Source organism: Actinomadura rupiterrae, assembly GCF_024172125.1.
Lineage (GTDB): Bacteria > Actinomycetota > Actinomycetes > Streptosporangiales > Streptosporangiaceae > Spirillospora > Spirillospora rupiterrae.
The window spans coordinates 212,160-237,540 of record NZ_JAMZEA010000002.1 but is presented as its reverse complement, the minus strand read 5'-3'; the positions used below and the strand labels follow the sequence as shown (position 1 = coordinate 237,540).

The 25,381-nt window shown below is 72.0% G+C and carries 24 protein-coding genes and 1 other RNA gene; 12 read left to right on the top strand and 13 right to left on the bottom strand.

Features of this window, described 5'->3' with window-relative positions:
* Positions 1-43 precede the first annotated feature (43 nt).
* Positions 44-1,405: an NAD(P)/FAD-dependent oxidoreductase gene (locus FHU30_RS05585; protein WP_253872407.1), complete on the bottom strand. Its 1,362-nt coding sequence runs from the start codon at positions 1,403-1,405 to the stop codon at positions 44-46.
* Positions 1,406-1,786: 381 nt separating this feature from the next.
* On the opposite strand from FHU30_RS05585, the gene FHU30_RS05580 reads away from it, so the two are divergent.
* The 3 genes from FHU30_RS05580 (at position 1,787) to FHU30_RS05570 (ending at position 7,899) form a co-directional block, all read left to right on the top strand.
* Positions 1,787-2,521 carry a YbhB/YbcL family Raf kinase inhibitor-like protein gene (locus FHU30_RS05580; RefSeq protein ID WP_253872405.1) on the top strand — a complete coding sequence of 245 codons (735 nt, stop codon included), beginning with the start codon at positions 1,787-1,789 and terminating at the stop codon, positions 2,519-2,521.
* Positions 2,522-2,793: 272 nt separating this feature from the next.
* The gene (locus FHU30_RS05575) at positions 2,794-5,148 is read left to right on the top strand and encodes a hypothetical protein (RefSeq protein ID WP_253872402.1); all 2,355 of its coding nucleotides are present in this window, start codon (positions 2,794-2,796) and stop codon (positions 5,146-5,148) included.
* Positions 5,149-5,655: 507 nt separating this feature from the next.
* Positions 5,656-7,899, top strand: coding sequence for a SulP family inorganic anion transporter (locus FHU30_RS05570; protein WP_253872401.1), 2,244 nt, complete (start codon positions 5,656-5,658; stop codon positions 7,897-7,899).
* A 44-nt stretch (positions 7,900-7,943) separates the two neighbouring features.
* Here the strand turns inward: FHU30_RS05570 and FHU30_RS05565 are convergent, their stop codons facing one another.
* On the bottom strand, positions 7,944-8,159 hold the full coding sequence (locus tag FHU30_RS05565; protein WP_253872399.1) for a hypothetical protein: 216 nt from the start codon (positions 8,157-8,159) through the stop codon (positions 7,944-7,946).
* 227 nt (positions 8,160-8,386) lie between these two features.
* On the opposite strand from FHU30_RS05565, the gene FHU30_RS05560 reads away from it, so the two are divergent.
* From FHU30_RS05560 to FHU30_RS05540, 5 genes are all read left to right on the top strand, one after another.
* Positions 8,387-8,833, top strand: coding sequence for a group II truncated hemoglobin (locus FHU30_RS05560; RefSeq protein WP_253872397.1), 447 nt, complete (start codon positions 8,387-8,389; stop codon positions 8,831-8,833).
* A gap of 534 nt (positions 8,834-9,367) precedes the next feature.
* Entirely contained in the window at positions 9,368-9,583 is a 216-nt protein-coding gene (locus tag FHU30_RS05555) for a hypothetical protein (RefSeq protein WP_253872395.1), read from the top strand.
* A complete protein-coding gene (locus tag FHU30_RS05550) occupies positions 9,567-10,082 on the top strand; it encodes a DUF6879 family protein (RefSeq protein WP_253872386.1) in 516 nt (171 codons plus the stop codon). The genes FHU30_RS05555 and FHU30_RS05550 overlap by 17 nt, the downstream gene beginning before the upstream one ends.
* Positions 10,082-10,915 carry a helix-turn-helix domain-containing protein gene (locus FHU30_RS05545; RefSeq protein WP_253872384.1) on the top strand — a complete coding sequence of 278 codons (834 nt, stop codon included), beginning with the start codon at positions 10,082-10,084 and terminating at the stop codon, positions 10,913-10,915. The genes FHU30_RS05550 and FHU30_RS05545 overlap by 1 nt, the downstream gene beginning before the upstream one ends.
* Positions 10,916-10,963: 48 nt before the next feature.
* Positions 10,964-11,308 carry a hypothetical protein gene (locus FHU30_RS05540; RefSeq protein WP_253872382.1) on the top strand — a complete coding sequence of 115 codons (345 nt, stop codon included), beginning with the start codon at positions 10,964-10,966 and terminating at the stop codon, positions 11,306-11,308.
* Positions 11,309-11,573: 265 nt separating this feature from the next.
* On the opposite strand, the gene FHU30_RS05535 is transcribed toward FHU30_RS05540, so the two are convergent.
* Positions 11,574-12,587, bottom strand: a complete 1,014-nt coding sequence (locus FHU30_RS05535) for an AAA family ATPase (protein ID WP_372503847.1) — start codon at positions 12,585-12,587, stop codon at positions 11,574-11,576.
* A complete protein-coding gene (locus FHU30_RS05530) occupies positions 12,584-12,796 on the bottom strand; it encodes a helix-turn-helix domain-containing protein (RefSeq protein ID WP_253872378.1) in 213 nt (70 codons plus the stop codon). The genes FHU30_RS05535 and FHU30_RS05530 overlap by 4 nt, the downstream gene beginning before the upstream one ends.
* A 120-nt stretch (positions 12,797-12,916) precedes the next feature.
* On the opposite strand from FHU30_RS05530, the gene FHU30_RS05525 reads away from it, so the two are divergent.
* Both FHU30_RS05525 and FHU30_RS05520 read left to right on the top strand, forming a co-directional pair.
* Positions 12,917-13,501 carry a helix-turn-helix domain-containing protein gene (locus FHU30_RS05525; RefSeq protein ID WP_253872376.1) on the top strand — a complete coding sequence of 195 codons (585 nt, stop codon included), beginning with the start codon at positions 12,917-12,919 and terminating at the stop codon, positions 13,499-13,501.
* A gap of 31 nt (positions 13,502-13,532) precedes the next feature.
* Entirely contained in the window at positions 13,533-14,774 is a 1,242-nt protein-coding gene (locus FHU30_RS05520; RefSeq protein WP_253872374.1) for a tyrosine-type recombinase/integrase, read from the top strand.
* Positions 14,775-14,809: 35 nt separating this feature from the next.
* On the opposite strand, the gene rnpB is transcribed toward FHU30_RS05520, so the two are convergent.
* The 4 genes from rnpB to FHU30_RS05500 all read right to left on the bottom strand — a co-directional run bounded on the left by rnpB (position 14,810) and on the right by FHU30_RS05500 (position 17,854).
* Positions 14,810-15,186: RNase P RNA component class A (rnpB, locus tag FHU30_RS05515), an RNA gene on the bottom strand.
* 12 nt (positions 15,187-15,198) lie between these two features.
* Positions 15,199-16,299 carry a bifunctional RNase H/acid phosphatase gene (locus FHU30_RS05510; RefSeq protein WP_253872372.1) on the bottom strand — a complete coding sequence of 367 codons (1,101 nt, stop codon included), beginning with the start codon at positions 16,297-16,299 and terminating at the stop codon, positions 15,199-15,201.
* The gene (locus FHU30_RS05505; RefSeq protein ID WP_253872370.1) at positions 16,296-17,039 is read right to left on the bottom strand and encodes a zinc ribbon domain-containing protein; all 744 of its coding nucleotides are present in this window, start codon (positions 17,037-17,039) and stop codon (positions 16,296-16,298) included. Before FHU30_RS05505 ends, FHU30_RS05510 begins: the two co-directional genes overlap by 4 nt.
* A complete protein-coding gene (locus tag FHU30_RS05500) occupies positions 17,036-17,854 on the bottom strand; it encodes a Nif3-like dinuclear metal center hexameric protein (protein ID WP_253872368.1) in 819 nt (272 codons plus the stop codon). The genes FHU30_RS05505 and FHU30_RS05500 overlap by 4 nt, the downstream gene beginning before the upstream one ends.
* A gap of 248 nt (positions 17,855-18,102) precedes the next feature.
* Between FHU30_RS05500 and FHU30_RS05495 the strand changes: the two genes are divergently transcribed.
* Together FHU30_RS05495 and FHU30_RS05490 are read left to right on the top strand one after the other, a co-directional pair.
* Positions 18,103-18,450, top strand: a complete 348-nt coding sequence (locus FHU30_RS05495; protein WP_253872359.1) for a DUF6191 domain-containing protein — start codon at positions 18,103-18,105, stop codon at positions 18,448-18,450.
* 491 nt (positions 18,451-18,941) lie between these two features.
* On the top strand, positions 18,942-19,325 hold the full coding sequence (locus FHU30_RS05490) for a hypothetical protein (protein ID WP_253872351.1): 384 nt from the start codon (positions 18,942-18,944) through the stop codon (positions 19,323-19,325).
* 131 nt (positions 19,326-19,456) lie between these two features.
* On the opposite strand, the gene FHU30_RS05485 is transcribed toward FHU30_RS05490, so the two are convergent.
* Genes FHU30_RS05485 through FHU30_RS05465 form a run of 5 tightly spaced genes read right to left on the bottom strand, consistent with a single transcriptional unit; the run spans position 19,457 to position 25,373 of the window.
* A complete protein-coding gene (locus tag FHU30_RS05485; protein WP_253872349.1) occupies positions 19,457-20,569 on the bottom strand; it encodes a galactokinase in 1,113 nt (370 codons plus the stop codon).
* A complete protein-coding gene (locus tag FHU30_RS05480; RefSeq protein ID WP_253872347.1) occupies positions 20,566-22,458 on the bottom strand; it encodes a methyltransferase domain-containing protein in 1,893 nt (630 codons plus the stop codon). Before FHU30_RS05480 ends, FHU30_RS05485 begins: the two co-directional genes overlap by 4 nt.
* On the bottom strand, positions 22,455-23,723 hold the full coding sequence (locus tag FHU30_RS05475) for a glycosyltransferase (protein WP_253872345.1): 1,269 nt from the start codon (positions 23,721-23,723) through the stop codon (positions 22,455-22,457). The genes FHU30_RS05480 and FHU30_RS05475 overlap by 4 nt, the downstream gene beginning before the upstream one ends.
* Positions 23,720-24,688 (bottom strand): alpha/beta fold hydrolase, encoded by a 969-nt coding sequence (locus tag FHU30_RS05470; RefSeq protein WP_253872342.1) that lies wholly within the window; start codon positions 24,686-24,688, stop codon positions 23,720-23,722. The genes FHU30_RS05475 and FHU30_RS05470 overlap by 4 nt, the downstream gene beginning before the upstream one ends.
* A complete protein-coding gene (locus FHU30_RS05465) occupies positions 24,681-25,373 on the bottom strand; it encodes an alpha/beta fold hydrolase (RefSeq protein ID WP_253872335.1) in 693 nt (230 codons plus the stop codon). The genes FHU30_RS05470 and FHU30_RS05465 overlap by 8 nt, the downstream gene beginning before the upstream one ends.
* Between the last annotated feature and the right edge of the window lie 8 nt (positions 25,374-25,381).

The following is a 25,381-nucleotide window of genomic DNA, read 5'->3' as shown; positions in this document are numbered from 1 at the left end:
GACACTCCCGGCGCGGGTCGCGCCGGGGGTGTCGAGGGAGAGGTCAGGAGGCTTTCTCCTTGGGCTTGGCGTCGTCCAGGGCGGCCAGCTCGAAGTCGGCGCGCGGCTGCTCGACGGTGGCCAGGGAGACGGTCTCGCGCTTGAGGAACAGCGCCAGCGTCCAGTCGGCCAGCACCCGGATCTTCCGGTTGACGGTCGGGACCATCATGCCGTGGTAGGTCCGGTGGAAGAGCCACGCCGGCCAGCCCTTGAGCTTGAACCCGAGCGGGTTCGCGACGCCCTTGTGCAGGCCGAGTCCGGCCACCGCGCCGAGGTTGCCGTGCACGTACGGCTTCAGGGACTTGCCGCGCAGCGAGCGGACGATGTTGGCCGCCAGCACCTTGGACTGCCGCAGCGCGTGCTGGGCGTTCGGCGGGCAGAACATGCCCTCCTGGGTGAGGTCCGGGATGGCGGCGTTGTCGCCCGCGGTGAACGCGCGGACCATGCCCTCGATGGTGAGGTACTCGGTGCCCTTGACGCGGCCCCGCTCGTCCAGCGGCAGGTCGGTGTGCTTGACCACGGGGGACGGCTTGACGCCCGCGTTCCACACCAGCGTCCCGGTGGCGAACCGGCTGCCGTCCGACAGCTCGACGTCGCCGCCGACCGCGGACTGCAGGAAGGTGTTCATCTTCACGTCGATGCCGCGGCCGCGCAGCTGCTCGGCCGTCCACTTGCCCATGTCGGGGCCGACCTCCGGCAGGATCCGGTCGGCGGCCTCGACGAGCACGAAGCGCAGGTCCTGCGGGGTGATCTTCCGCATGTACTTCGTCGCGTCCCGGACCATGTCCTCGACCTCGGCGATCGCCTCGACGCCGGCGAACCCGCCGCCGACGAACACGAAGGTCAGCGCCTTGCGGCGGATCGCCACCTCGTCGGTGGACTCGGCGATCTCCAGCTGCTCCAGCACGTGGTTGCGCAGGTGGATGGCCTCGCCGATGGTCTTGAGGCTGAAGCCCTCCTCGGCCAGGCCGGGGATGGGCAGGATCCGCGGGACGGCGCCGGCGGCCATCACCAGGTAGTCGTAGTTGATCCGCTCGGGGGGACCGGCGAGCGGCTGCACGATGGCCCAGCCGTCGTCGTGGTTCAGCTCGGTGACCCGCGCCTTGCGCACGGTGCACTTGGGGAGCACCCGGCGCAGCGGGACGACGACGTGCCGCGGGGAGATGTTCCCCGCCGCGGCTTCGGGAAGGAACGGCTGGTAGGTCATGTACGAGTTGGGGTCGACGATCGTGATCTTGACCTCGCCCCGCTTCAGCTCCCGCTTGAGCTTCTTCTGCAGGCGCAGAGCGGTGTACATACCCACGTAGCCGCCGCCCACGATCAGGATGTGGGGAGCGCCAGGGGTGCCCTCGGCTGTCCTGGCCATCGCGGCCTCCTACTTTCACGGTCGGCTTGTGAAGACATTCACAAGCTACCTCCGAGTTTGCACTGCCATGAAGGTCCAACCCCGGCAAGAAGGTCGTTTGTTTCCCTGGAGTCAAACTTGGAGCGTTGTAACGTGGTGAAACTCGTCACGTCTTTACGCTCTGCTGGTGCCCGTGGGACTCATCTCACATGAGCGGGATCACACCGGCGGCGCCGGCGGCCCGCCGTCCCGGCGGCGCCGAAAGACCCGATCCACCCCGCCGGAACCCCTAGGGTTGGGGCCGGACGTGGAAGGGGGCGCCGGCCTGGGCTCGCGCACCGCCGAGACGAAGGGAAAAGCGGTGGAGCGCGGCGTAGCATCTCGCCCGGGAGCCTATCGACGATGAACAGCATCTCTCCGAAGCGACGCAGCCTTATGGACCAGAGCCCTCTAACGGACCACAACCCGCACGCGGACCGGCGCACTGGCGCGCGTCCGGTAGGCGGGCGCGCCGCGCGGGTGCGCGGGACGCGGGTGCCCGGGACGCGGACGCCCGGGACGCGGGTGCGCGGGATCGGGGCGGCCGCTTCGGCGGCGGTGCTGGTCACGGGCCTGTCGGGCTGCGGGCTGATCGGTCAGCCGCAGAACAAGAGCGCCGAGCTGGCCGAGTGGTTCACCGTGACCAGCCCCGTGTTCCGCGATGGCGGCGACTTGCCCGCGCGGTACGCGTGCGCGACGTACTCTGGTTCCGCCGCGCTGGGGAAGACTCCGCCGCTGCGCTGGTCGGCGGGCGGCATCCGGACCGCCCAGTCCTACGCGATCGTCGTGGACGACCCGGACGCCGCCGGCGGCACCTACGTCCACTGGGTGGTCGCCGGGATCGACCAGGCGCAGCACGAGCTGGTCGAGGGTGGACGCCTCGGCACCATGGTCGAGGCGCGCAACACCGCGAAGAAGGTGGGCTACACGCCGCCGTGTCCGCCGAAGGGCGAGAGGCACCGGTACCGGTTCACCGTCTACGCGCTCGACACCAGGGTTCCCTTCACGACAGGGATCTCGCTCCGGGACGCGCTGGGCGACATCGCCAAGCACACCGTCGGCCGGGGCAGGATCACGGGGAACTTCGGCGACAAGTAGAGGCGTTCCCACGGAGACCCCCGGGTCGCCGGAGCGGCGCCGAGGAGTGCGGACCCCGCGGGGGGCCGAGATAAAGGGGCATACCGGACGGTCCGCATCGGCCCTTCGGTACGCATCGGGTGAGGGATTATGTGCGCGAAAGGTGTGACAACGGTCATAGCGGTCGGACAGAATCGGTTGAGGTCCGCCGGGTACCGACCGCGCACGATGATCGGGACCGACCCGCGGTCCGCGCTGGCGACCAACGCCGGGCCAAGACATTGGGTGGTGGCATGACTTCTACAATCGTGGTCTTCGGCCTCGTGCTGGTCGTGGTCCTTGTGGTCGTCCTGGTCGTCTTGGGTTTGCGGGCCCGCGGCGACGGCGGGGGCGACGGAGACGACTGGATGGCCGACGACGAGCAGCCGCGCGCCCGGGGCCGCGGCCGCCGCCGCGCCGCGCCGGAGTCGCACCAGAACGAGTACGACGACGGCTACGACCAGGGCTACGACGGCGCCGGCGCCGGCCAGCAGGGCTTCGAGCCCGGCTTCGACCGCCGCGTGGCCGGTCCCGACGCCGACATGCCGGTAGCGGGCGCGGCCCCGGGCCCGATGGCGGCGCCCGCCGCCGCGCAGGCCGGCCCGCCGCCCGGTGCCCTCGCCGGCGCCCCGGGCCTCGCGGGCCCGGGCATGGCCGGTTCAGGCATGGCCGGTCCCGGCCTCGGCGGCCCTGGCGGACCGGGTGGGCCTGGTGGCCCTGGTATCCCCGGCGGGCCGGGCGGGCCTGGCGGGCCCGGCGGCCCTGGCGGCCCTGGTGGTCCGAACGGGATGGGCGGGCCGCCGCCGCAGGTCCAGCAGGGACCGCCGCCGCAGGCCGCGCCCGCGCCGCCCCCGCCCCCGCCGTCCGGCCAGTCCGGCGACGAGATGGGCGACGACGACTACTGGGCGACCATCACCTTCGACAAGCCCAAGTTCCCCTGGCAGAACAAGCGCGACGGCGAGGACGTCCCCGACCCGTCCGCCGACCCGCTGCACGCCACCGGCGCGCAGCACGGGCCGCCCGCGCAGGGCGACCAGTTCGGGAACGACCAGTTCGCGGGCGACCGCTACGACGAGCCCGCCGAGCCGAACCAGACGGTCACGCTCGGCGCGGACGGCGGGTTCGGCGCCCCGGCGGGCACCGGGCCGCAGGGCCTCCCGTCCCCGTTCGGGCCGGGCGCGAACGCGCTGTCGGCCGAGCCGCAGGGCGGACCGTTCGGGTCCGACCCGTCCGCGACCGCGAACGACCCGCTGCCGGTGGTCGACCTCGGCGGCCCGCAGTCGCCGTTCGGACCGTCCGGCGACCAGCCGTTCGGCTCCGGCGTTCCTGACCCGCGCGTCTACGGCGAGACCCCGGCCGCGCCCGGCGCGGGCCCGGGCTCCGGCTTCGGCGACACGTCAGGCTTCGGCGACGGATCGGGCTTCGGGGACACCTCGGGCGCGGGCTCCGGTTTCGGTGACGGTTCGTCCTTCGGAAAGAACGACGGAAGTTTCGGGCAGCACGACGGGTCCGGTTTCGGGCAGGGCGGCGACACGCCGTCCTCTTACGGCCAGTTCGGCTCGTCCGGCGACCAGCCGTCGTACGGGACGTCCGAGCAGCCGTCGTACGGCACGTCCGACACGTCCTCGTACGGGACGTCCGACACGTACGGGACGTCAGACCAGCCCTCGTACGGCACCTCGGAGCAGCCGTCGTACGGCGGGACCTCCGAGCACACCTCGCCGTTCGGCAGCGACCCGCTGGCATCGCGCACCGGTTCGTCCGGCGACGGTTTCGACTACGACCGTCCGGCGGCCGCGTCCGGCGCCGACCCGCTGGGCCTGCCGCTCGGCGGCCTCGGCGACGACACGTCCGGCTACCGCACGCCGTCCGCCGACTCCGCCACCGGCGGCTGGGACTCGCCGGCCGCTCCGCCGCCCGCCGCGCCGCAGCCCGCCGCCACCGGCGCGTCCGGCGGCGACACGGGCGAGGCCAAGCTCCCGACCGTGGACGAGCTGCTCCAGCGCATCCAGAGCGACCGGCAGCGCGCGCAAGGCGGCGGCTCCGGCGGCGCGTCCGGCTCCGGAATCGGCGCGGACAAGCCGTTCGGCAACTCCCTCGGCGACCCGCTCGGCGACCCGCTCAGCGCGCCGCCCTCGTACACCGGCTCGACGGGCGCCCAGCCGTCTGGCGGGCAGTGGTCGAGCGACCAGGGCACCGGCGGCTACCAGGCCGCGCCGACGTTCAACGACTCGTCCGCCCGCTATGACGACCCGCTGACCTCGGGGCGCGACTCCTACGGCTCGTTCGGCGCGGGCGCGGGCGCGGGTGCGGGCGGCCAGTCCGCGACCGGCTCGACCGGCGAACCCGGACGGTACGGCGGCTTCAGCGGCAGCAGCTACAACGCCAGCGACCCGCTCCCGTCCCACGACACCGGCCCCCGCCCCACCGGCGGCTTCAGCGACCCGAACTCCACCCAGGCGTACGGCTCGGGCTACTTCCCCGGCAACGACTCGGGGAACGGCAACGGCTCGTACAACCCGTCCTACGGCGGCAACGGCAACGGCAACGGCAACAACCAGGACCAGGCGCAGGACGACTGGCAAAGCCACCGCGACTACCGCCGCTAGCTCCACCTCGAAGAGGCCGCCCCAACCACCCGGGGCGGCCTCTTCCGCTTTCCAAAGCCACGCGCCCTCCCCAAGCCACGCGTCCTCCCGAAGCCACGCACCCTCCCGGAACCACACGTCCTCCCGAAGCCACGCACCCCTCCGGAGCCACGCGGCTTCCGCTCTGCGGGTCGCGCACCCCGCCATCACGACACGCGTACGCTCCCCCCTTCCGCGTTGCGCACCTTTCGCCTTGCGGGCACACACACGCGTTCCGCTTCCGCGTCGCGCGCCTTCCGGCTCCCAGAGAGGCGCACGCTCCCCGTCCGGGACGCGCAGCCTCCGGCTTCCCAGTGACGCGCGCGTATCCCCTTCCGGGTCGTGCAGCGCGGCGCGCCAGCGAAACCCGCGCAACTCGCCCACCGCCGGGAGCGGGCTGTTCGGGCGGCTGGCTCGTTCCGGGGACGGGGGTGATCGGAAACTGGTTGGATGCGGAGCGTGAGAATATCGTCACGCAATGCTGATGTTGTGCGCCATGACGTGGGCGCCTCGTTCGTGGTGTTCCTGGTCGCGGTGCCGCTGTCGTTGGGGATCGCGGTGGCCTCCGGGGCGCCGGTGGCGGCCGGGCTGGTCGCGGCGATCGTCGGCGGTGTGGTCGGCGGGCTGGCGGGAGGGGCGCCGCTGCAGGTCAGCGGGCCGGCCGCCGGGCTGACCGTGATCGTCGCCGAGCTCGTCCACGCGTACGGGTGGCGCGCGGCCTGCGGAGTCACGCTGCTCGCCGGGCTGGTGCAGGCGCTGCTCGGCGCGGCGCGGGTCGCGCGGGCGGCGCTGGCCGTGTCGCCCGCGGTGGTCCACGGCATGCTCGCGGGGGTCGGGCTGGTGCTCGTCCTGTCGCAGCTGCACGTGGTGCTCGGGGGCAGGCCGCAGGGGTCGGCGGTCACGAACCTGATGGAACTGCCCAGGCAGCTCGTGCGCGCGCACGCACCGTCCACGCTGGTCGCCCTCGGCACGATCGCCGTCCTACTGCTCTGGATGTACGCGGCGCGCCGCTACGGCGGGCGAGGACGGCTCGCAGGGGTGCTGCGCATGCCCGCGGCGGTCCCGGCCATCCTGATCGCCTCTGCGGGGACGTGGGCGCTCGGGTGGGACGTCCCGCACGTGGACATGCCGCGGCAGCTGCTCGCCGGATGGCGCCCGCCCGCCTTCCCGGACGCGCCGGTGCACGAGATCGTCGGGGCGGTCGCGGCCGTGGCGGTCGTCGCGGCGGTGGAGTCACTGCTGTGCGCGGTCGCGATGGACCGGCGGCGTCCCGCCGGGGTGCCGCGCGCCGACCTGGACCGCGAGCTGGTCGGGCAGGGCGCGGCGAACGCGCTGTCCGGGCTGCTCGGCGGGCTGCCGGTCGCCGGGGTGATCGTCCGGAGCACGGCGAACGCGGCGGCGGGCGCGCGGTCGCGGGCGTCCACCGTCCTGCACGGGGTCTGGATCCTGGCCGCGGCGGTGTGCTGCGCGTCGGTCGTCGAGCGCATCCCGCTGCCCGCGCTGGCGGGGCTGCTGGTGGTGCTCGGCTTCCGGATGCTGGACACGGCCCGGCTGCGGGACCTGTGGGACCACCGGGAGCTCCCCGTCCACCTGGCGACGGCGGCGGGCGTGGTCCTGCTCGGGCTCGGCGAGGGCGTGCTGGTCGGGATCGCGCTCGCGGGCGTGCTGGCGCTGCGCCGGCTCACCGCGCTGACCGTCCGGGTCGAGGAGGCGGTGCCGAGCCCCGACGAGCGGCCCGGGCAGGCGACCTGGCATGTGGTCGTGGAGGGGACATTGACGTTCCTCGGGGTGCCGAGGTTGTCCCGTGCGCTGGGGACGGTCCCGGCGGGCGCGGGCGTCGACCTCGACCTGAACGTCGACTTCATGGACCATGCCGCCTTCGACGCCGTCCACCAGTGGCGGCTCGCGCACGAGCGGCTCGGCGGCCGGGTCGACATCGACGAGGTTCACGAGACTTGGTATGAAAGAGCCGTGACAGGTGATTTGTCTGGTCAGCGCAAGTCTCCCCCGGGTTCCCGCTGGTGGGCGCCCTGGGCGAACCGCCGCCGCCGTCCGCCCGAGTCCGTCCCGGCCGCCGCGCAGGGCACGCCCAGCGCCGCGCTGCTCTCCGGGATCCGCGAGTACCAGGGGCAGACCGCCGCCCTCGTCCGCCCGATCATGGCCGAGCTCGCGTTCGAGCAGAAGCCCGAGCACCTGTTCATCACCTGCGTGGACTCGCGCGTGGTGCCGAACATCATCACCGCGTCCGGCCCCGGCGACCTGTTCATCAACCGGAACGTCGGCAACATGGTGCCGCGGTACCACGCCGGCCTGCCGGACGACTCGGTCGCCGCGACCGTCGAGTACGCGCTGGAGGTGCTCGGCATCCGGACGATCACCGTCTGCGGCCACTCCAACTGCGGTGCGATGGCCGCCCTGCTGGCGGGCGGCAAGGAGGTCGAGCACCTGACCTCCCTCACCAAGTGGCTCCAGCACGGAAAACCCACCCTCGCCCGGTTCGTCGCGGCCGACCCCGAACCGGACCAGGCGCCGCTGACCCGGCTCTGCCAGCTCAACGTCGTCCAGCAGCTGGAGAACCTGGAGACCTACCCGTGGCTGCGCGCCCTGGTCGACTCCGGTGAACTCGAACTCGTCGGCCTCTACCTGGACCTGGAGACCGCCGACGTGCACTACCTGGACAGGGCGTCCGGACGCTTCTCCCCCGTCCCCGGGGACACCCGCACGCCGGTCTGACCGGGTGGGCCGCCCCCGGGCGAGGGGGCGGCCCGTCCCGCCGGTCAGCGACCCACCAGCTCCTCATCGCCGCCGCGGGCGTCCAGGTCGTCGCTGCCCCTGATGTACATCCCGGTCACCCGGCGGGCCCGCCGCGCGCTCCGGCTCCCGGCCGGCGCGAACAGCGAGTCGCGCCTGCTGGCGCGGGCGAACTCCACCAGGTAGAGCAGCGCCACCACGATCATGAAAAGCGCGACCACCGCCACCAGCACGATGATCATCAGCGCCCCTCTCCGCGGAACCCTCCCGGGCCCCGCCGCCACGCCGATCCCCAACCAGATCAGGCTGCGTAATTCGGACGTTAAAGGCCCCGATCGCCCCGCTCTGTGTCCCATGACCCGATCTCCCTGAGTCACGGAACCCACGCCGGACGGCCCTTCCCAACACCGCCGGACCGTCCTACGGTCGGCTCGTCCGGCATGCCCCGACCCCTCGGAGGACCAAGCCCGTGACCAGCCTCTACGACCACGCGGGCGGCGACGAGGCGCTGCACCGCCTGGAGGAGCTCTTCTACTCCAAGGCCCTCGCCGACCCCGTCCTGCGCCCGCTGTTCCCCAAGCGGCAGCCCCACCATGTCCGCAACCTGACCTGGTTCACGGCCGAAAGCTTCGGCGGCCCCGACCGCTTCACCCGCGAGCTCGGCTTCGACCACCTCATCCGCGTCCACCGCGGCCTGAACATCACCGACGAGCAACGCCAGCGCTTCGCCGACCTCTACCTGGAATCCCTGGACGAAGCCGGCCTCCCCAAAGACGAACCCTTCCGCCGCGCCATCCAGGAACACATCGACTTCGGCACCCACGTAGCCCAGCAAAACTCCCAAGCCAAAACCGAAGCCGACCTCCACCCCCTAAGAGAAGTCCCCCACTGGACCTGGGAAGGCGACAACGACTAGGCAGCGGCCATCAACGCAGCAACCGTGGCTGCGGCACAGGTCGGGGAGGGATGGGGCGGACGAGTCGGCCTGTAAGCCGGGGAGTGTGATCACCCGGAACAGCCATCGTGCGTACCAGCAGCATTGCGGAGAAGGGCCAGCTCAAGGGGCGAACCACCCCGGCTGGCCCTTCGGCTTGTTGTCGGGTGATTCCGGCTCCTGTCGGGCACTGTGCTGATGTTGTGCTGACCGCCGACGGGCCAACGTCCTGGAAGAACAGGCGTTGACGCGTTGCGCGAGCCCACACGCTGCGGACGGCATGTGGAGGCGACAGGCCCGTGGCCGGGACGGAGGCCAGCAACTTGACCCCAGGGTGTTAAGCGCGCACCGCCTGACCGCTATACAGTCCAGGCCCGAAAATCCCCCAAAGTACGGGGCTTTCTCACCTGACGAGATTCCTGATCAGGAATAGTCCGCGAGGCGTTGACCCACCCGGAATCGGCTCCTACCGTCCCACTCAGGGAGCACAGGACACCCCCGAGAAGGGACGTTCCGATGACGACCACCGGCAACAGCAACAGCACACCCCGACCGCAGGTCATCGCAGGTGACTGCAAGGGCGACGACTGTCCGAAGGTCTACGCGCCCGCCGACGGGTCCGTTCCAGTGCAGGGCTACGTCCGAGACGACATCCTCACGCCCGAGGGTGAGGCTGTCGTGGAGATCCCGGTGAGCGTCCTCTTGGAGGCGGCCCGTGTACTTGAAAGGTGAGGAGTGGTCCCGCTACACGCGGGACTTTCACCGTGAAGCCTTCCGGCTCGAACTCCACCCGGTGTACTCCATGCCGGACGAGCAGGAGGAGTTCGAGAGGTTCCTGGCCGGAGAGAAGCCTCCGGCCGACCTGCACTACCCCTGGCTCGACAAGGTCACCGACGGTACGGCGTCCGGAAAGCGGTTCCTGCGCGTCCATGTGGTGACGCGGCCCCTGTCGGACTACCTGCGGTACGAGTTCGAGTGGGGGTACGCGTTCAACGTCCGGGCCGGTGAGGACATCCGCATCCTGGACGTGACCGGCGAGCCCGATCCGGGGCTGCCGGATCACGACTTCTGGATGTTCGACGAGGCCACCGTGGTCCGGATGCTCTACCGGCCGGATGGCACCCAGATCGGCCGAGAGCTTGTGGAGAGGCCGGACATCGACGCCTACCGCCGGTACCGGGATCTCGCACTCAAGGGCGCGGTGCCCTTCCAGGAGTACTGGCGAGGCTAGTGCTCGAACCTGAGGAACTCGGCAAGCGCAGAAGCGATCTCGCGGACGCTCTGCGAGATCTGAGACTGGAGAAGGGGCTCACCGGAGACCGGCTCGCCGCGCGCTGCGGCATCTCCCAATCCAAGATCTCCAAGATAGAGACCGGCAGGACGCTGCCATCCCTGGCGGACGTGGAACGAATCCTGTCCGCGCTGGACGCACCGGACGAACTGCGGCAGGAGGTGTACTCGCTCGCCCGGCTGGCGAACACCGAGTACCAAGACCTGAGGTCTTCCCTCCGCAGAGGGCTTCACCACAAGCAGAAGGAACTGGCGTCGTACGAGGCTACGTCCTCACACATCCGCTTCTTCCTGCCTGCGATGCTGACTGGCCTGCTCCACACGCCCGAGTACGCGAGAGCCAGCCTGGCGAGCATCCCTGGTGACCAGTCGAAGGCGGTAGCGCGCCGCTTGGAGCGGCAAGCGGTCCTCTATGAGAGCGGGAAGCGGTTCTCGTTCCTGTTGACAGAGCAGGCCATACGGTGGCCGATGTGCGAACCTGCGGCCATGGCGGTCCAGATCGGCCGCCTGCTCGCATTGGAGGCACTGCCGAACATTTCCCTCGGCGTCATCCCCTGGACGCGCCAGCAGGCCCCTGACGGCCCCCTGAACACGTTCACCGTGTATGACTCGCGCCTCGCGACCGTGGAGACGTTCACAGGCGCTCTCCTTCTCCGCGATCCCCGCGATATCGACTTCTACTTGGATCTCTTCGCCACCTTCGAACCGGCCGCTATTTACGGCCAGGAGTGCCAGCGGTTTCTGACCATGATCCGGGACGGGTTTATTCCATGACATGAAAGCCGTGGCAGGCGGCATTGTCGAATGCCGTAGCTTCCGGCTATGGACACGGCAGCGAACTCGCAACGGGAATCAGACAACGAATTCCGGCGCGGCCGACTGGCGGCGCTCGGACGGGCCGTCCGGGAGACCACTGGCCTCCGAGCCGTCGTACAGCTCCCGTCGGAGGCGAACGTGTGGATGCTCTACGTCTGCGAGTCGTTCGCGGGCGACGCGCCGTCCGCGTACGTCGCTTGCACCAAGGTGGAAGAAACCTGGTGGTTCGTGTGGCCGACGGGCCGCCTGATCGGTCCGGCGGACGACGTGATGGGCGCAGCCCAGAAGGTGGCCGAAGGCCCCAGGAACTCCCCCAGGACCAGCCGCAACCGCGACGCGGTCGCAGGGTGACCAAGTGGACCGACGGAACGAGGCACGTCCCTTTGGCCAGGCACACGCTGGCCAAGGTGACCAGGAAATTTGGTGAACCAACCGACTGAGGGGGACCCGCAAGGGGGCTCCCCCTCGCTCCTCGTCTCCTACTGTTTCTCTGGCCACCCAAGCTGGTGGCCCGATCAGCAGCCGTAGGCTGCCAAGCGGGCCAGAACCACTCAGAAACGTGGGTCAGAGGGTGAGGTACGAACCCTCTATAGGGGTAACCGAGTAATCGGTAATCTCATACTTCAAGGGGCCCGGCAAGCGACCAGCTCTTGTCTGCCGGGTCGAAGCTCAGAATCCTGCTGAGCGTCCCACCCGACAACTCCTTTCGGAGGGTACTCTCCTTCCTGCCGCCAGGATTGGCACGGAACAGCACTCCGGCAGCTTCCGCTCTGGTCATCCCCTGACAGTGCTGCACGATGTACTGGGCTAGTTTCTCGTCCCGGTCCAGCCGCTCACCGCTGCGTTTTCTGCTTCGGCTTACCGCCGCGTCCCGGCGCTCCTCGACAGTCATCGAGGCCACGACCGTGAACGCGGGGACGTCATGCCGCACTGCGCTGAATTGGATCTCGCTCAGACCGGTGGTCGAACCAGTGACTCTCACCGTCCAGATGCCACCCGCCGAACGGGTCAGCATGAGCCGGGTGCGCACGGCGGCGGAAATGAGCGTGCTTCCCATGGGGGCCGTCGGCCTCCAGCCGTTCGGCCCGGACTTGTCCGAGGTGTGAGTGAGGACCAGTACTGGGATGCCCTGGCGAGCGAACTCGCGAACGCCCCGGAAGAACATGCTGACCACGTGATCGTCATTCAGGCTTCCGTCGAGCGCCTGGGACATCACATCGAAGACCAAGAAGTTGCAGCCTGCCTCGCGGATCTGCCGCGCGAGCGGAGGCCAGTCCTCCTCACGCATCGCCCCGCGAATCTCGAAAAAGCGCAGATCAGGTTTCGCGCCTGGCGGGAGCACCGCCAGCAGTCGATCCCTGTACTCCTGCCTTGCCGCGTCATCCGTCCAGCAGAGCGCAACCCGGTATGGCTGGCCATCGAGCGAAGGGTTCACCCGCCGCCCGAGGAACGGTTCGCCAGTGAAGAGCGACCGGAGAAGACCCGCCGTGATCAGCGACTTCCCGGCTTTTGGCTCGCCTGCCAGCAGCGTCGAGTGAGCGGAGACAAGTCCCTCGATCACGTACTGCTCGGCCATCTCCATCGCGACGACTTCATCCCAGGTGGTCATCTGGAACCGAGTCGGGCTCATTCGCTCCCCACCCCAGTGGCGAACCGCATCACCCACGCATCCACCTCGCTCAGGCGATACCGGTACTGGTTGCTCAGTTTCACCCTGGGGATGCCGAGTCGTTCGGCGTTGTCGTGCACCCACGAGACGGGCTTGCCGAGGTGCCGAGCGACATCCCGGGTCCCGACCCAGGGTTCCACCGTTCCGTTGACCTTTGCGTTCTTCGACAATCCTCACTCCTCATGGCCGGTGTCCTCGCGGCCTGACACTCGTCGCACCCGGATTGGTGCCGCCTCATAGTGACACATAGAGACTGCCACCTGCCATGTGTCGTGTGCTAGATTCCGCTCATGGATGAGAAGGCAGCTCTAGAGGCGACGCTCCCGGAGCCATGGAGCATCAGCAGCAAGCACGGTGCACCGGTCCTCATGGGCGTGTACGAGGTGCGCGGGTGGGCGGTCCGCATCACGGCCGACCCGATGAGCCCCTGGAACGGCCCTTCCGAGATCGAAGTGTTCTTCAGCGGGGGCGGTGACCTGGACGGGAGCCTGGAGACCGACGGGATCACCTTCGACGTGCTCCGCGACGTCCCCCTTCAGGAGGCCCGCCGCGTCATCTCCGCGTACGGTCCGCGTCTGCGGCAGGCCCTTGGCCTGGCGCAGGCTGCGAGCCACCTCCCCGAACGCGTGGAGACGGATCTCGACTACGCCCGTATGGCCAAGCGCTATGTGGAACTCGTGGAGACGGGCCGACGCAACCCGATCGGTGAGCTGGCCGAGTTGGCGGGCGTGTCACGGAACACCATGTCGGCTCGCATCCGACGAGCCAGGGACAAGGGCTTCCTCGAAGGGCCTGAGGGCAAGCCCGCGACCCATCTGACCAGCAAGGCCCGCGAGGTCCTGTCCCAGGTGGACCCCAGCGGACCTCCCTTCTAGGACCTGCGAGCAGAGAGGCTCAGCGTCAGAGATGGCCACCCTCATCAAGAAGTGCAAGTGCGCCAAGGACGCCTCCACCAAGACGGGCAAGGGGCGGATCTGGGGCAAGTGCCCTCATCACTGGACCGTCCGCTGGCGGGAGCCAGGCGGCAAGGCGGGCCGACAGCGTGAGAAGACCTTCAAGGGCACCAAGGCCGAGGCGGAAGCCTTCGGCCGCAAGATGGAGAACGCCAAGGACGAGGGAACTTACATCGACCCCAACCGGGGGAAGAAGCTCTTCAGGGACTACGCCGAAGCCTGGATACGCATGAGCTTCCACAAGCGGCAGACCGAAGACACCTACCGAAGGCATCTCAAGAACCACATCTACCCGACCTTCGGTGCGAAGCCTCTACAGGCCATCCGCCGCAACGAAGTCCAGGCATGGGTCAAGAAGCTCAGTGAGCAGACGAGCGCCCATACGAACAAGCCGCTCAGCCCCGCCACCATCGAGACCGTCTACGGCATCTTCGCGAGTGTCATCAACGCAGCGGTCAAGGACGATGCGTTGGCCAGGACGCCGTGCGTGGACATCAGGCTTCCCGAGAAGCCCAAGACCACGATCCGAGTCCTCTCCCCTGAGGACGTCACCAGCCTTGCTGAGAAGGTCCCGCAGCGCTGGCGGGCGCTGGTCCTGGTGGCCTACGGCTGCGGCCTGCGTCAGGGCGAAGCATTCGGCCTGTGCAGGGATCGCATCAACTTCCTTGGACGCAAGCTCACGGTGGACCAGCAGATCACCAACACCGGTGACAAGGAGGACGGCAGCAGGGGCACACGGCCCGTGCTGGCCTCACCCAAGACCAAGGCGAGCAACCGGGAGATCCCACTCCCCCAGTTCGTCATTGAGGCGCTCTCAGCCCACTTCAAGGAGTACGGCGACAAGATCGACGCCCATGAGGACGGACTCGTGTTCCTCACCCTCAAGGGCAACCCCATGAGGCGGGACTACTTCAACGACCGGATCTGGAAGCCCGCCCTCAAGAAGGCGGGCCTTCCTGCGGACACCACGTTCCACGACCTGCGGCACTCGTTCGCCAGCACGGCGCTGGCGGAAGGCGTCCCCATCACCCATGTGAGCAAGTGGCTCGGCCACGCGTCCATCACCGAGACCGTAGACACCTACGGCCACCTGCTCCCCGAGTCCGACGAGAACCTTCGGGTCGCGATGGACACGGCTTGGCGAAGGTCGAACAGCACCGGTGGTGCTGACATTGTGCTGACATCGGCACAGTGACCTGTGGCTGCGCCGCAGGTCAGAGAAGGGTGGGGCGGACGAGTCGGCCTGTAAGCCGGGTTTTGTGCCGCCCTTGGGCGGTGACGGCCATCCATCTCGGGTCGTCGTTGCCGACGGCCTCCAGCGGTCTACCCGCAGGCTCGGGCGGGCCGCCCTCGAACGCCTGCGCGGGAAGCGTCGCTTCCCTTCTTGACCTTGCTCCGGGTGGGGTTTACCTGGCCGCCCACGTCACCGTGGGCGCCGGTGAGCTCTTACCTCACCGTTTCACCCTTACCACCTCGCGGTGGCGGTCTGCTTTCTGTGGCACTGTCCCGCGGGTCGCCCCGGGTCGGTGTTACCGACCACCCTGCCCTGTGGAGCCCGGACTTTCCTCGGCGGGGCCATGCCCCGACGCGGCCGTCCGGCCGGCTCGTCCGCCGTGCGTCTAGCGTACCGGTTCGTCCAGGTGGTGGGTGTCGTTGAAGGCGCGCAGGGACGCGGGGCCGTCGTCGTACCAGTCGATGCGGGTGAGGGACGCGGTGTCGAGGTGCATCCGGTAGAGGGACGGCAGGGGGGCGCCCAGGGCGTCCGCTACGAGGATCTTGATCGGGGTGACGTGCGAGACGACCAGGACGCGCTGGTGGCGGTAGCGGACCTTGAGCTTGTCCAGGGCCGTCCGGACGCGGCGGGCCGCGGTCGCGAAGCTCTCGCCGCCGGGCGGGGCGGCGGACGGGTCGGCGAGCCAGGCGGAGAGGGCCTCGGGGTCGCGTTCGGACGCCTCGCGGAAGGTCAGGCCCTCCCAGGCGCCGAAGTCGGTCTCGCGGAAGCCGTCCTCGACCCGGACGTCCAGGCCGGTGGCCTCGGCGACCTCGGCGGCGGTCGCGCGGCAGCGGGCGAGCGGCGAGCTGACGATGGCGTCGATGCCCGTGATCGCTCGGGCGGCGGCGCGGGCCTGGGCGAGGCCGCGCTCGGTGAGGGGGATGTCGCCTGTGCCGGCGAAGCGCTTCTCTATGGAGAGGGGGGTTTCGCCGTGGCGGAGGAGGAGGGTTCGCGTGGGGGACGTGGTGGCCGATGACCAGGTGGGGGCCGGGGGCTTTTCCTCGGTGAGCTGCCACTCTTCGCCTCGGGCGGCGGCGTCCATGGCCTCGTTCGCCAGGCGGTCGGCGTGCGCGTTGCGAGCGCGCGGGATCCACTCGTAGGTGACCGAGCCGAGGGTGGACGCGGTCACGCGGGCGCGTTCGGCCAGCGGGCGCATGTCCGGATGCTTGATCTTCCAGCGGCCGGACATCTGCTCGACGACCAGCTTGGAGTCCATCCGGACCTCGACCCGGGCGGACGGTTCGAGCGCGGCCGCCGCCTCCAGGCCGGCGATCAGGCCGCGGTACTCGGCGACGTTGTTGGTGGCCAGGCCGATCGCCTCGGCCGTCTCGGCCAGCACCTCGCCGGTCAGCGCGTCCTTCACGAGGGCGCCGTAGCCGGCGGGCCCCGGGTTGCCCCGCGACCCGCCGTCCGCCTCGACGACCAGCCTGCGTCCGGTTGTTGTCACAGGCCCGATTCGGCGGTGCGGACGAGGATGCGGCGGCACTCCTCGCAGCGCAGCACGTCGTCCTCGGCGGCGGCGCGGATGCGGTTCAGGTCGACGGTGTTCAGCGCGAGGTGGCAGCCCTGGCAGGAGCCGCGGTAGAGGACGGCCGCGCCGACGCCGCCGAACTGGTCGCGGAGCTTCTCGTAGAGGGCGAGCAGGTCGTCCGGGATGTCCTTGGCGACGCCGTTGCGGGCGGTGCCCGTGAGGCCGGCCTCCTCGTCGATCTTGGCCTGCGCGGCGTCCCGGCGCTCGGTGAGGGCGGCCAGCTCGCCGCCGGAGCCCTCGCTCTCGGCGCGCAGCGCGTTGACGCGGGCCTCGGCCTCCTCGCGGCGCTCCATGATCTCCAGCACGACCTCCTCCAGGTCGGACTGGCGGCGGCCGAGCGACTCGATCTCGGCCTGGAGGGACGCCAGGTCCTTGGCGGAGGTGACCATGCCGGAGTCGAGCCGCTTCTGGTCCCGCTCGGCGCGGGTGCGGACCTGCTCGACGTCCTGCTCGGCCTTCTTCTGCTCGCGGTCCAGGTCGCCGAGCTCGGTCTCGGCCGCGACGATGTGGTCGCGCAGCTCGCCGCGGCGGGCCTCCAGCCGCTCGATCTCGGCGAGCTCCGGCAGCGTCCGGCGGCGGTGCGCCAGGCGGTCCAGCGAGGTGTCCAGCTCCTGCAGGTCGATCAGGCGCTGCTGGGCGTGCGGTGCGGCTTTCACTTCACTCCTTGGTTGTCGGCACCGTGCAGGCGCCATGCGTCGGTGACCGCCGTGGACACCCGCGTCTCGACGTCGAGGTGCTTCGCGAGCGACGCGGCGGCGCCCGCCAGCCACGGGTGCTCGGTCGCCCAGTGCGCCGCGTCCAGCAGCGCCGGGCCCCCGGCCTCGACGAACTCCGACGCGGGATGGTGCCGCAGGTCGGCGGTGAGGTACACGTCGACGCCCGCCGCGCGGACGTCGGACAGCAGCGAGTCGCCCGCGCCGCCGCACACCGCGACGGTCCGGACGGGGCGATCGGGGTCGCCGGCGGCGCGGACGCCCCAGACGGTCGCGGGCAGCCCCCCGGCGACCCGCGCGGTGAACTCCTCCAGCGTGAGGGTGGACGGCAGCTCGCCGATCCGGCCGAGGCCGCGGCGCGGGTCGTCCGCGGCCGGGACGATCGGACGCAGCTCCCCGGTCACGCCGACGGCGCGGGCGAGCGCGTCCGACACGCCCGGATCGGCGACGTCGGCGTTGGTGTGCGCGGTGAACAGCGCGACGTCGTTCTTGATCAGGCGGTGCACCAGGCGGCCCTTGGGCGTGCTCGCCGGGACGCCGTGCACGCCGCGCAGCAGCAGCGGGTGGTGGGTGAGGACCAGGTCCGCGCCCCACTCCAGCGCCTCGTCCACGACCGCGGCCACGGGGTCGACCGCGAGCAGGACGCGGCGGACGTCCTGGTCGGGGTCGCCGCAGACGAGCCCGACCGCGTCCCACGACTCGGCCCACGCGGGCGGGTACAGGTCGTCCAGGACGGCGATGACTTGGGAGAGACGCACGCCCCGCAGGCTACCGCCCCGGAGGCCCCCAGCCGAGCCAGCGCGGCGGGCGGGACCGGCGGGGCGCGCGGGCGAGCGGCTATCGTGTGGACGGCCCGGCCCGGCCGCGTTCGGACGGTAGTCGCTCCGACGCGGTGGGCAAGGGTCCGGAGGACGGGAGGCACACCGGCTCCCTCCCCGGCGCGCGGCCGGCGCCATCGGCCGCCCGGCGGGGATCATTTCAGAAGCTCGTCGCGTTGGAGTTGAGTGTGAAGTCACCGTTCCGTCGCCGTAAGCGCGTCAAGGGCCGTCCCATGGGCGCGGCCAAGCAGTCCGCCGAGCCCGAGGTCGTGGAGTGGCCGCGGGAGGGCACCGGCCGGACGTCCATGATGGGCGCCATCCGCGGGGACGGTGAGACCGGCGCGGGCATGGGCGGCGGCCTGTTCGAGGACCTCGCCTCCGCGTTCGAGGGCTCCAAGAAGGTCAAGCAGGAGGAGCAGGAGCGGCAGCGCACGCTGAAGCACGACGACATGCTCCAGGCCGGCGACTCCGGCCGCGACGACCTGGAGTCCGGCCGCATCCGCATCCGCCGCACCGGCCCCGCCACCCAGGAGTAACCCCCTCCCCGCTCCGCCCCACCCGAACTCCGGCCCGCCTGAACTCCGTCCCGCACGGACGGCGATCCGCACGGGCACTCCGCGCGCCCCGCGCCCTGCGCACTAGCGAGGACCGTGCAGGAGCACACTCGTGCAAGGCCGCACCCCGCACAGCCCGCGCCCCGCACAGGCCCGCGCCTCGTGCAAGGCCGCGCCACGCACAGGCCCGCGCCACGCGCAAGCCCGCACCCCGCGCAGGGCCGCACCCCGCACAGGCCCGCACCCCGCGCAGGCCCGCACCCCGCGCAGGGCCGGACCCCGCGCAGGGCCCGCGCCCCGCACAGGCCCGCGCCACGCACAGGGCCGCGCCACGCACAGGCCGCGTCCCGCGCAGGCCGCGTCCGCGGGGGATGCGCGAGGCTTGCGAGGCGCCTGTTTCGTGGGGTGGGCTTGGAATCGGACAGTCGGGTAGTCGATCGAACAAATATTCGACAATGGGGTATTCTGGGCAGGTGAGCAGCTTCGTCCCGCCCGGCTGGCCGCCGCAGGTGCATCCGCCGGGGACCGACCGGTTCGAGGAGACCGCGCTCGCCTGGCTGCTGGAGCTCGTCCCGCCCGAGTACCGGCGCTACGGCGTGCTGCGCCGCTACCCCGTCGCGCTGGCCCGGATGGCGCGGCACCACGTCACCGCCGCCGTCGAGGCCGCGCGCGAGGGCTTCCGCTCCGCGCGCGTCGAGCTCTCCGGCGCCGTCCCGCCGCACGGCATCGAGGCCGTGCTGGACACCTACCGCCGCGAAGGCGCCCGCCTGGTGCAGCTGGTGCACGCCGTGGACCTGGTCGAGCAGGCGCTCCGCGAACGCCTCCCCGCTCCCGCTTCCACTCCCACTCCCAAGTGACCGGTCCGGTTCTCCTCTCTTCGATCGGCGCTCCCGCCTCCCCTGGCCGCCTACGGCTCTACTCGTCGATGATCCTCGTGATCGCCTCCGTTCTGTGATGTGCCCTCACTCTTAATAAGCATCGACGGGGGTCAAAGGTTGCGTCCGGATGCCACTGCTGTCAGAAAACGCGGTGGACGGGTGGTGCGCCCATCCAGATGGGCGGTCACCTCGGCGCGGACGCGGCGGACGGCGCGGACCGGCACGAGGGTGATCACGCAGCGTCCCAGGGCCCGTCCGCCCAGCGCTCCGGCGTCGGTGGCGGCGGAGAGGGCCAGGTCCAGCGTCGGGCGGCCGGGTTCGTGGGCCTCGGTGAGGAGCGGGCCGAGGCCCGCCGGGTAGCCCGCGCGCAGGGCTTCGGCGGCGCGCTCCACGATGTCCCCGGACGGGTCGGGGGCGATGATCGCGTCCTCGGTGGCGCCGATGTCGATCACCAGCAGGCGCAGCCCGGCCGCGGCGAGGTCGAACGGCAGCTGCTCCGGGCCCGCGTCGGTGATCAGCAGCGCGTGGCGGGCGCGGGAGTGCAGCGCGGCGAGGAACTCCGGGCGTCCGGCGGACGCCGTGGGCCACAGCGGCGGGCCGTGCAGGTCGCCGAGCGCCATCGCCGCCGCGCACACCGTCTCCGCGCCGGACAGCAGGCCGGTCTCGACGGGCAGCTCGCGGTTGACGATCATCCGGACCGGCGGCGGCGGGTCGGCGTGCGCGCGCAGCGCCTCGACCGGGTGCGCCGCCCAGTCCGGGACGTCGTCGAGCGAGGTGCAGCGGTCGGTGTGCCGGTTCATCGAGTAGAGGTCGACGCCGCCGTCCGGGTGCGGACCGGCCGCGACGATCGCGCCCCAGGCCAGCGCCACCGCCAGGGCCGGCTCGGCGCCCCGCTCCCGGCTCGGCTCCGGTCCCGGGTCCAGCTTCCGGCCCGGTCCTGGGCCCGGCTTCCGGCCCGGTCTCGGGTCCAGCTCCCGGCCCGGCCCTGGGCGCGGCTCCCGGCCCGGCCCCGGGACCAGCTTCGGGTCCGGCCGCGGGTCCGGCCGCGGGTCCGGCTCAAGGCCCCGCCCGGGGGCCGCGCCGCCCAGTAGGGTCAGGCCGCCGGGGGCTCGGCGGAGGGTGGTCGGCGGGTCGCCGAAGATCCGCTCGTAGATGTGGGCGGTGATCCGGATCTCCGGGTCGTCGGCGAGTCCCACCGGGCCGTCCTTCAGGGTTTCGGTCAACCTTCGTCCTTACGTGCCAGCACCCGGAACGCGTTTCCGGGGCCGGGGACCAGGGGCAGCAGCAGCCGGTCCGCCAGCGCGGCGGCCGGCAGCAGCACCGGGAGCAGGGCCAGCCCGGCGGCGCGCCGGATCCGGCCCGCGCGGGTCGGCGGGCCCGGCGCCCAGGGCCGGGACGGGTCGGGCGCGAGCGTGTTCAGCGCCACGAACACCGCCGCCAGCGCGTCGTAGCGCTGGTGCGCCGCGCGCCGCTGGACGACCTGGACCCGCATCCCGCGCGCGGCGAGCGCCCGGACGAGGTTGCCGGCCGTGACCATGTTCAGGTGCTGCGGCTGGAGCCAGGGCATCCAGAACCGGCCGAGCCGGCGGGCGAGCCGCCATTCCGGGTCGGGTTGCTCGATCAGCAGGAACCCGCCGGAGGGCAGCGCCTTCACCGCCAGGTCCAGCTCGGCGAGCGGGTCGCCGGTGTGCTCCAGGTAGTGGTTCATGCTGATCACGTCGTACTCGCCGGTCAGGCCGTCCGGCAGGTCGCGGAGGGCGCGCCGGTGCGCGTGCCGCAGCCAGCCGCGCCGCTCGCCCTCCTCGACGCCCTCGCCGGTGTCCAGGCCGTCGAACGCGGTGCCGGGGAAGACCTGCGCGGCGACGCGGCAGAAGTGGCCGTGGCCGGTCCCGACGTCCAGCCAGGCACGCGGGGTGCCGACGTGCTCGGCGGCGAACCGGGCGCGGGCGCGCAGGACGTCGCCCTGCGCGGAGAACGCGCGTTCCATCAGCTCGCCGCCGAGGCCGTCGTAGCAGTCGCGGTAGTAGTAGGCGAGGCCGTCGTCGCCGAGCCGCGGGTTCTGGAAGACGTGCCCGCAGTCGCGGCAGCGCTCCAGCGCGAACCGGCCGGGCTTGGCCTGCAGCATGTCGCCCGCCCGGACGTGCACGACCAGGTTGTCCGACCCGCACCACGGGCAGTCCTCGCGGCGCGGCAGCAGGAAGCGCTCCACGCCCAGGTCGGTCTCGGCGCGGTAGCGGGCGCGGGCGGCGTCCCGGCGTTCGGCGCGTTCCCGCTCCCATGCGGACGGCGCGTCGGTCAGCGTCCGCCACCACCCGTACGGCTCCCGGACGAGCCGGAAGAACGCCGCCGCGTGCAGGTCGTGCGGGAAGATCGCCGTCCCGGCGAAGACCATGTACGGCACCGCGCAGTACACGGCGACCGCGAGCAGACCGGGCAGCGGCGCGACGGCCACCGAGGCCAGTACCGCCAGGTATCCGAGGACGGACGTCGCGACCGTCCAGGGCACCGGCACGCCGAGCCCGGTCAGCCAGGCCCTGCGCCCTCGCCCGAGCGGTCCGCGCGGGCTCGCCGCCGGCACGACGGCCAGGTCAGCGGACGTGGTGAACTGCCGCAGCCGCGCGGTCGCCGCGCCGAACGCGCCGGGATCGAGCGGCGCGCGGGTGTGGCCGGCGCGGTCCAGCAGGTCCCCGGCGACGACGGTGGCGAACCCGGCGCCGCGGCCGACCGCGAGCGGGTCCGTCCGGTACGTCCGGGGTTCGAGCGTGCGGGCCAGGTCGAGAGCGCGCTCGGCGGGCAGGTCGGCGGGGACCAGGTCCAGGACGTCCAGCCCCTTCTCCCGAGCATGCCCCACCGCCGCCCGCCGCACGGGCCCGGACAGCATGACCCGCTCCCCCGTGACGAACTCGAACCCCTTATCCCCACCAAGCCCCCCAGCCACAGCCAACGGCCCCGCCCCTGCCCCAGCAGCGCTCCCCTGGTTGACGGGCGCAGTGCCCCGGGGGGTGGCGGTGGGGAGGGGGGTCAGGGCGCGGAGGCGGCGGCGCAGGATCTGGGCGCGGGCGGCCAGGCCGGCCGAGACCAGCAGCGGGAACAGCGCGGGGATCCAGCTCACGCGAGTTTCTCCAGCAGGTCGGCCGCGCGGGCGGCGCCCCCGGCGGCGGTGAACGACTCGCGGACCCGCGCGGCGGCCTCGCGGTAGGACGGGTCGGTGAGGACGCCGTCCAGGGCCGCGCGCAGCTCGTCCTTCCGGACGCGCGAGAAGCGGACGGCGCGTCCGGCGCCCGCCGCCTCGACCTGCCGCGCGATGATCGGCTGGTCGTCCCGGATCGGCGCGACGACGAGCGGGACGTCGTGCGCGAGCGCCTCGCAGACGGTGTTGTGCCCGCCGTGCGTGACCACCGCCGACAGCCGCGGCAGCAGCGCGAGCTGCGGGACGTGCTCGCGGACCAGCACGTTGTCCGGGACGGCGAAATCGGCGCAGTCGGTTGTACACGACGGCATCACGAACACCGCCTGGACGTCCATCTCGGCGACCGCCTCGGCCGCGACGCGGAAGAACCGCGCGCCGGCCGGGCCGCTGATCGTGCCGAGCGACACCAGCACGGCCGGACGCGCGCCCTCGCCCGGCGCGTCCAGCCAGTCGAACGGGAAGTCGCCGCGGTCGGGCCGGCCGCCGAACGCGGGGCCGACGAACGCGATGTGGTCGGGGAAGAACGACACGTCCCCGACGAGCGCGCCGGTGGAGAACACCAGCGTCAGGTGGTCGGAGAAGCGCAGGTCGATCACGTCGTCGATGTCGTGCGCGGCCTGGAAGTCGCCGATCTGGTCCCGCACCCACTCCTCCACCAGCGGCATCCCGGCGAGCGGACGGGTGAACTCGGCGGAGGTGGTCGCGGACGTCGCCCACGGCACGCCGCGCAGCCGCGCCACCACCGGCGCGGCGAGGACCTGCTGGTCGGAGACCACCACGTCCGGGCGGAACCGCTCGACCGCGCGGTCCACGCCGGGCATCATCGCGTGCCCCAGCGGGACGATGAACTCCTCCCAGAGGAACTTCAGCGCCGCCGGTCCGCGCAGCGACAGCCAGCCGCGGGCCTCGCGCTCGGCGGAGAACCCGGCGTCCCCGGCGGGGAAGATCCGCGCGCCGGACGGCAGGAGCCGCTCCAGGCCGTCCCGCTGCCCGACCCACGCGACGCGGTGGCCGCGCGCGGACAGCTCGGCGGCGACCGCGACGGTCGGGTTGACGTGTCCGGTCAGCGGCGGGACCGCGAACAGGAACCGGCACCGCTCGCTCTCGGCGGTCCGGCCGGGCGGCACCGCGTCGCCGAGCAGCGGCGGGACGGCGACCCGCCGGCCGCGGGAGTTTCTCGGGCTCATCGCGCACCTCCGGCGCAGGACGGCTCGCGCGCCCCCGGACGCGAGCCAGGATCGACGGCAGGGGCTTGCTCCCGCGCACGCGCGCGGGAGGCGGGGGTGGTGGCAGGGCGGCTCAGCCAGGGGAGGAGGACGGCGAGCAGGTCATCGGTGCCGTCGCTGAGGACGGTGTGGGCGTGCCCCGGCAGGACGTGCAGCTCGCAGTCCGGGACGTGCGTTTCAAGGAGGCGTCCGGCGTCCAGGAGGTCGGAGTGCTCGCCGTACACGGCCAGGACCGGGCAGGTGAGGGCGGCGAGCGCGGCGGGACGGACGGGTTCGGCGGCGGCCACGTCCGCGACGAGCGTGGTGCCGTTGATCAGGCGGTCCGCGGTCGCGGTCTGCCGGGCGCGCTGCCGCCACCCGATCGCGCCGAACTGCGCGGCGAGGTTCTCGTACTCCAGCACCAGCGCGGACTTGCCGAGCGTGTTGAGCAATGCCTCGTTCCAAAGCAGCTCGTCGTCGGCGGGCCCGTAGGACTCGATGAGGGCGAGACCCGCGACCCGTTCCGGACGGGCAAGGGCCGCGTTCAGCGCGAGCACCCCGCCGAAGCTGTTCGACACCAGGTGCACCGGCTGGACGACGTCCAGCTCGTCCAGGACGGCGAACAGGTCGGCGACCGCGTCCGCCGGGCCGTACCCGGACGGGGTCCGCTCCGACAGCCCGTGCCCGCGCTGGTCGTACAGGACGGCCCGCGCCCCGGCCGCCGCGACCGGACCGGCCAGCCGGTAGTAGAAGCTCGACAGGTTGTCCAGCGCCAGCCCGTGCACGAACACCACCACAGGCCCACCCGCGCTCGCCCCGCCCGCGCTCGCCCCGCCCCCGCCCGCACCGGAACGCTCCACAGCAACGCCGTCCCGCCCGGAGGCCGGGCGGGGCGGGTTCAGGGTTTGGACGTGGAACCGCACGCCGCGTGCGGTGATCTCAGGCATGTGCTTCCTCCAGGAACGCGCCGAGCAGCGGGGTGAGCCGCGCCCGCGCGGTGATGTGCAGGTCGTGCCCGCCGGACAGGACGTGCCGCCGGGCCGCGGGCAGCGCCCGTCCGACCAGGTCGGCGGCGGACCGGAACGGCGAGTCCGTCCCGACGACGGCCAGCACCGGGAGGCCCGCGAGCTCGGCCAGCTCCGCCGCCGTGACCGGCGGCTCGGCCGCCAGGTCGGACGCCAGCGAGGTGCGCTTCAGCAGCTCGGCGACCGCGCCGCGGCGGGCGACCCCGGGCACCGCGTAGCGGCGGACGTCGATGTCGGCGAACGGCGGGTCGACCAGCGCGAGCGCGGTCGTCCGGCCCGGGTGGGCGCGGGCGAACCGGACCGCGACGGTCGCGCCGTAGCTGTGCCCCGCGATCGCGAACGGCGGCAGGTCGGCGGTGAGCGCGGCCAGGTCGTCCGCCATCGTCGCGGTGTCGTAGCCGGTCGTGGTGCGTTCGGTCAGGCCGTGCCCGCGCCAGTCCGGCAGCCGGACGCGGCGGTCCCGGGCGAGCGCGGGCGCGACGGTGAAGAACCAGGACGCCGCCGAGCCGGTGAACAGCCCGTGCAGCATCACCACCGGCACCCGGCCCGTGTCCCGCCCGAGGTCCACCACGTGGAACCGGACACCGCGGACGCGGACGTAGGCCACGGCCGTCC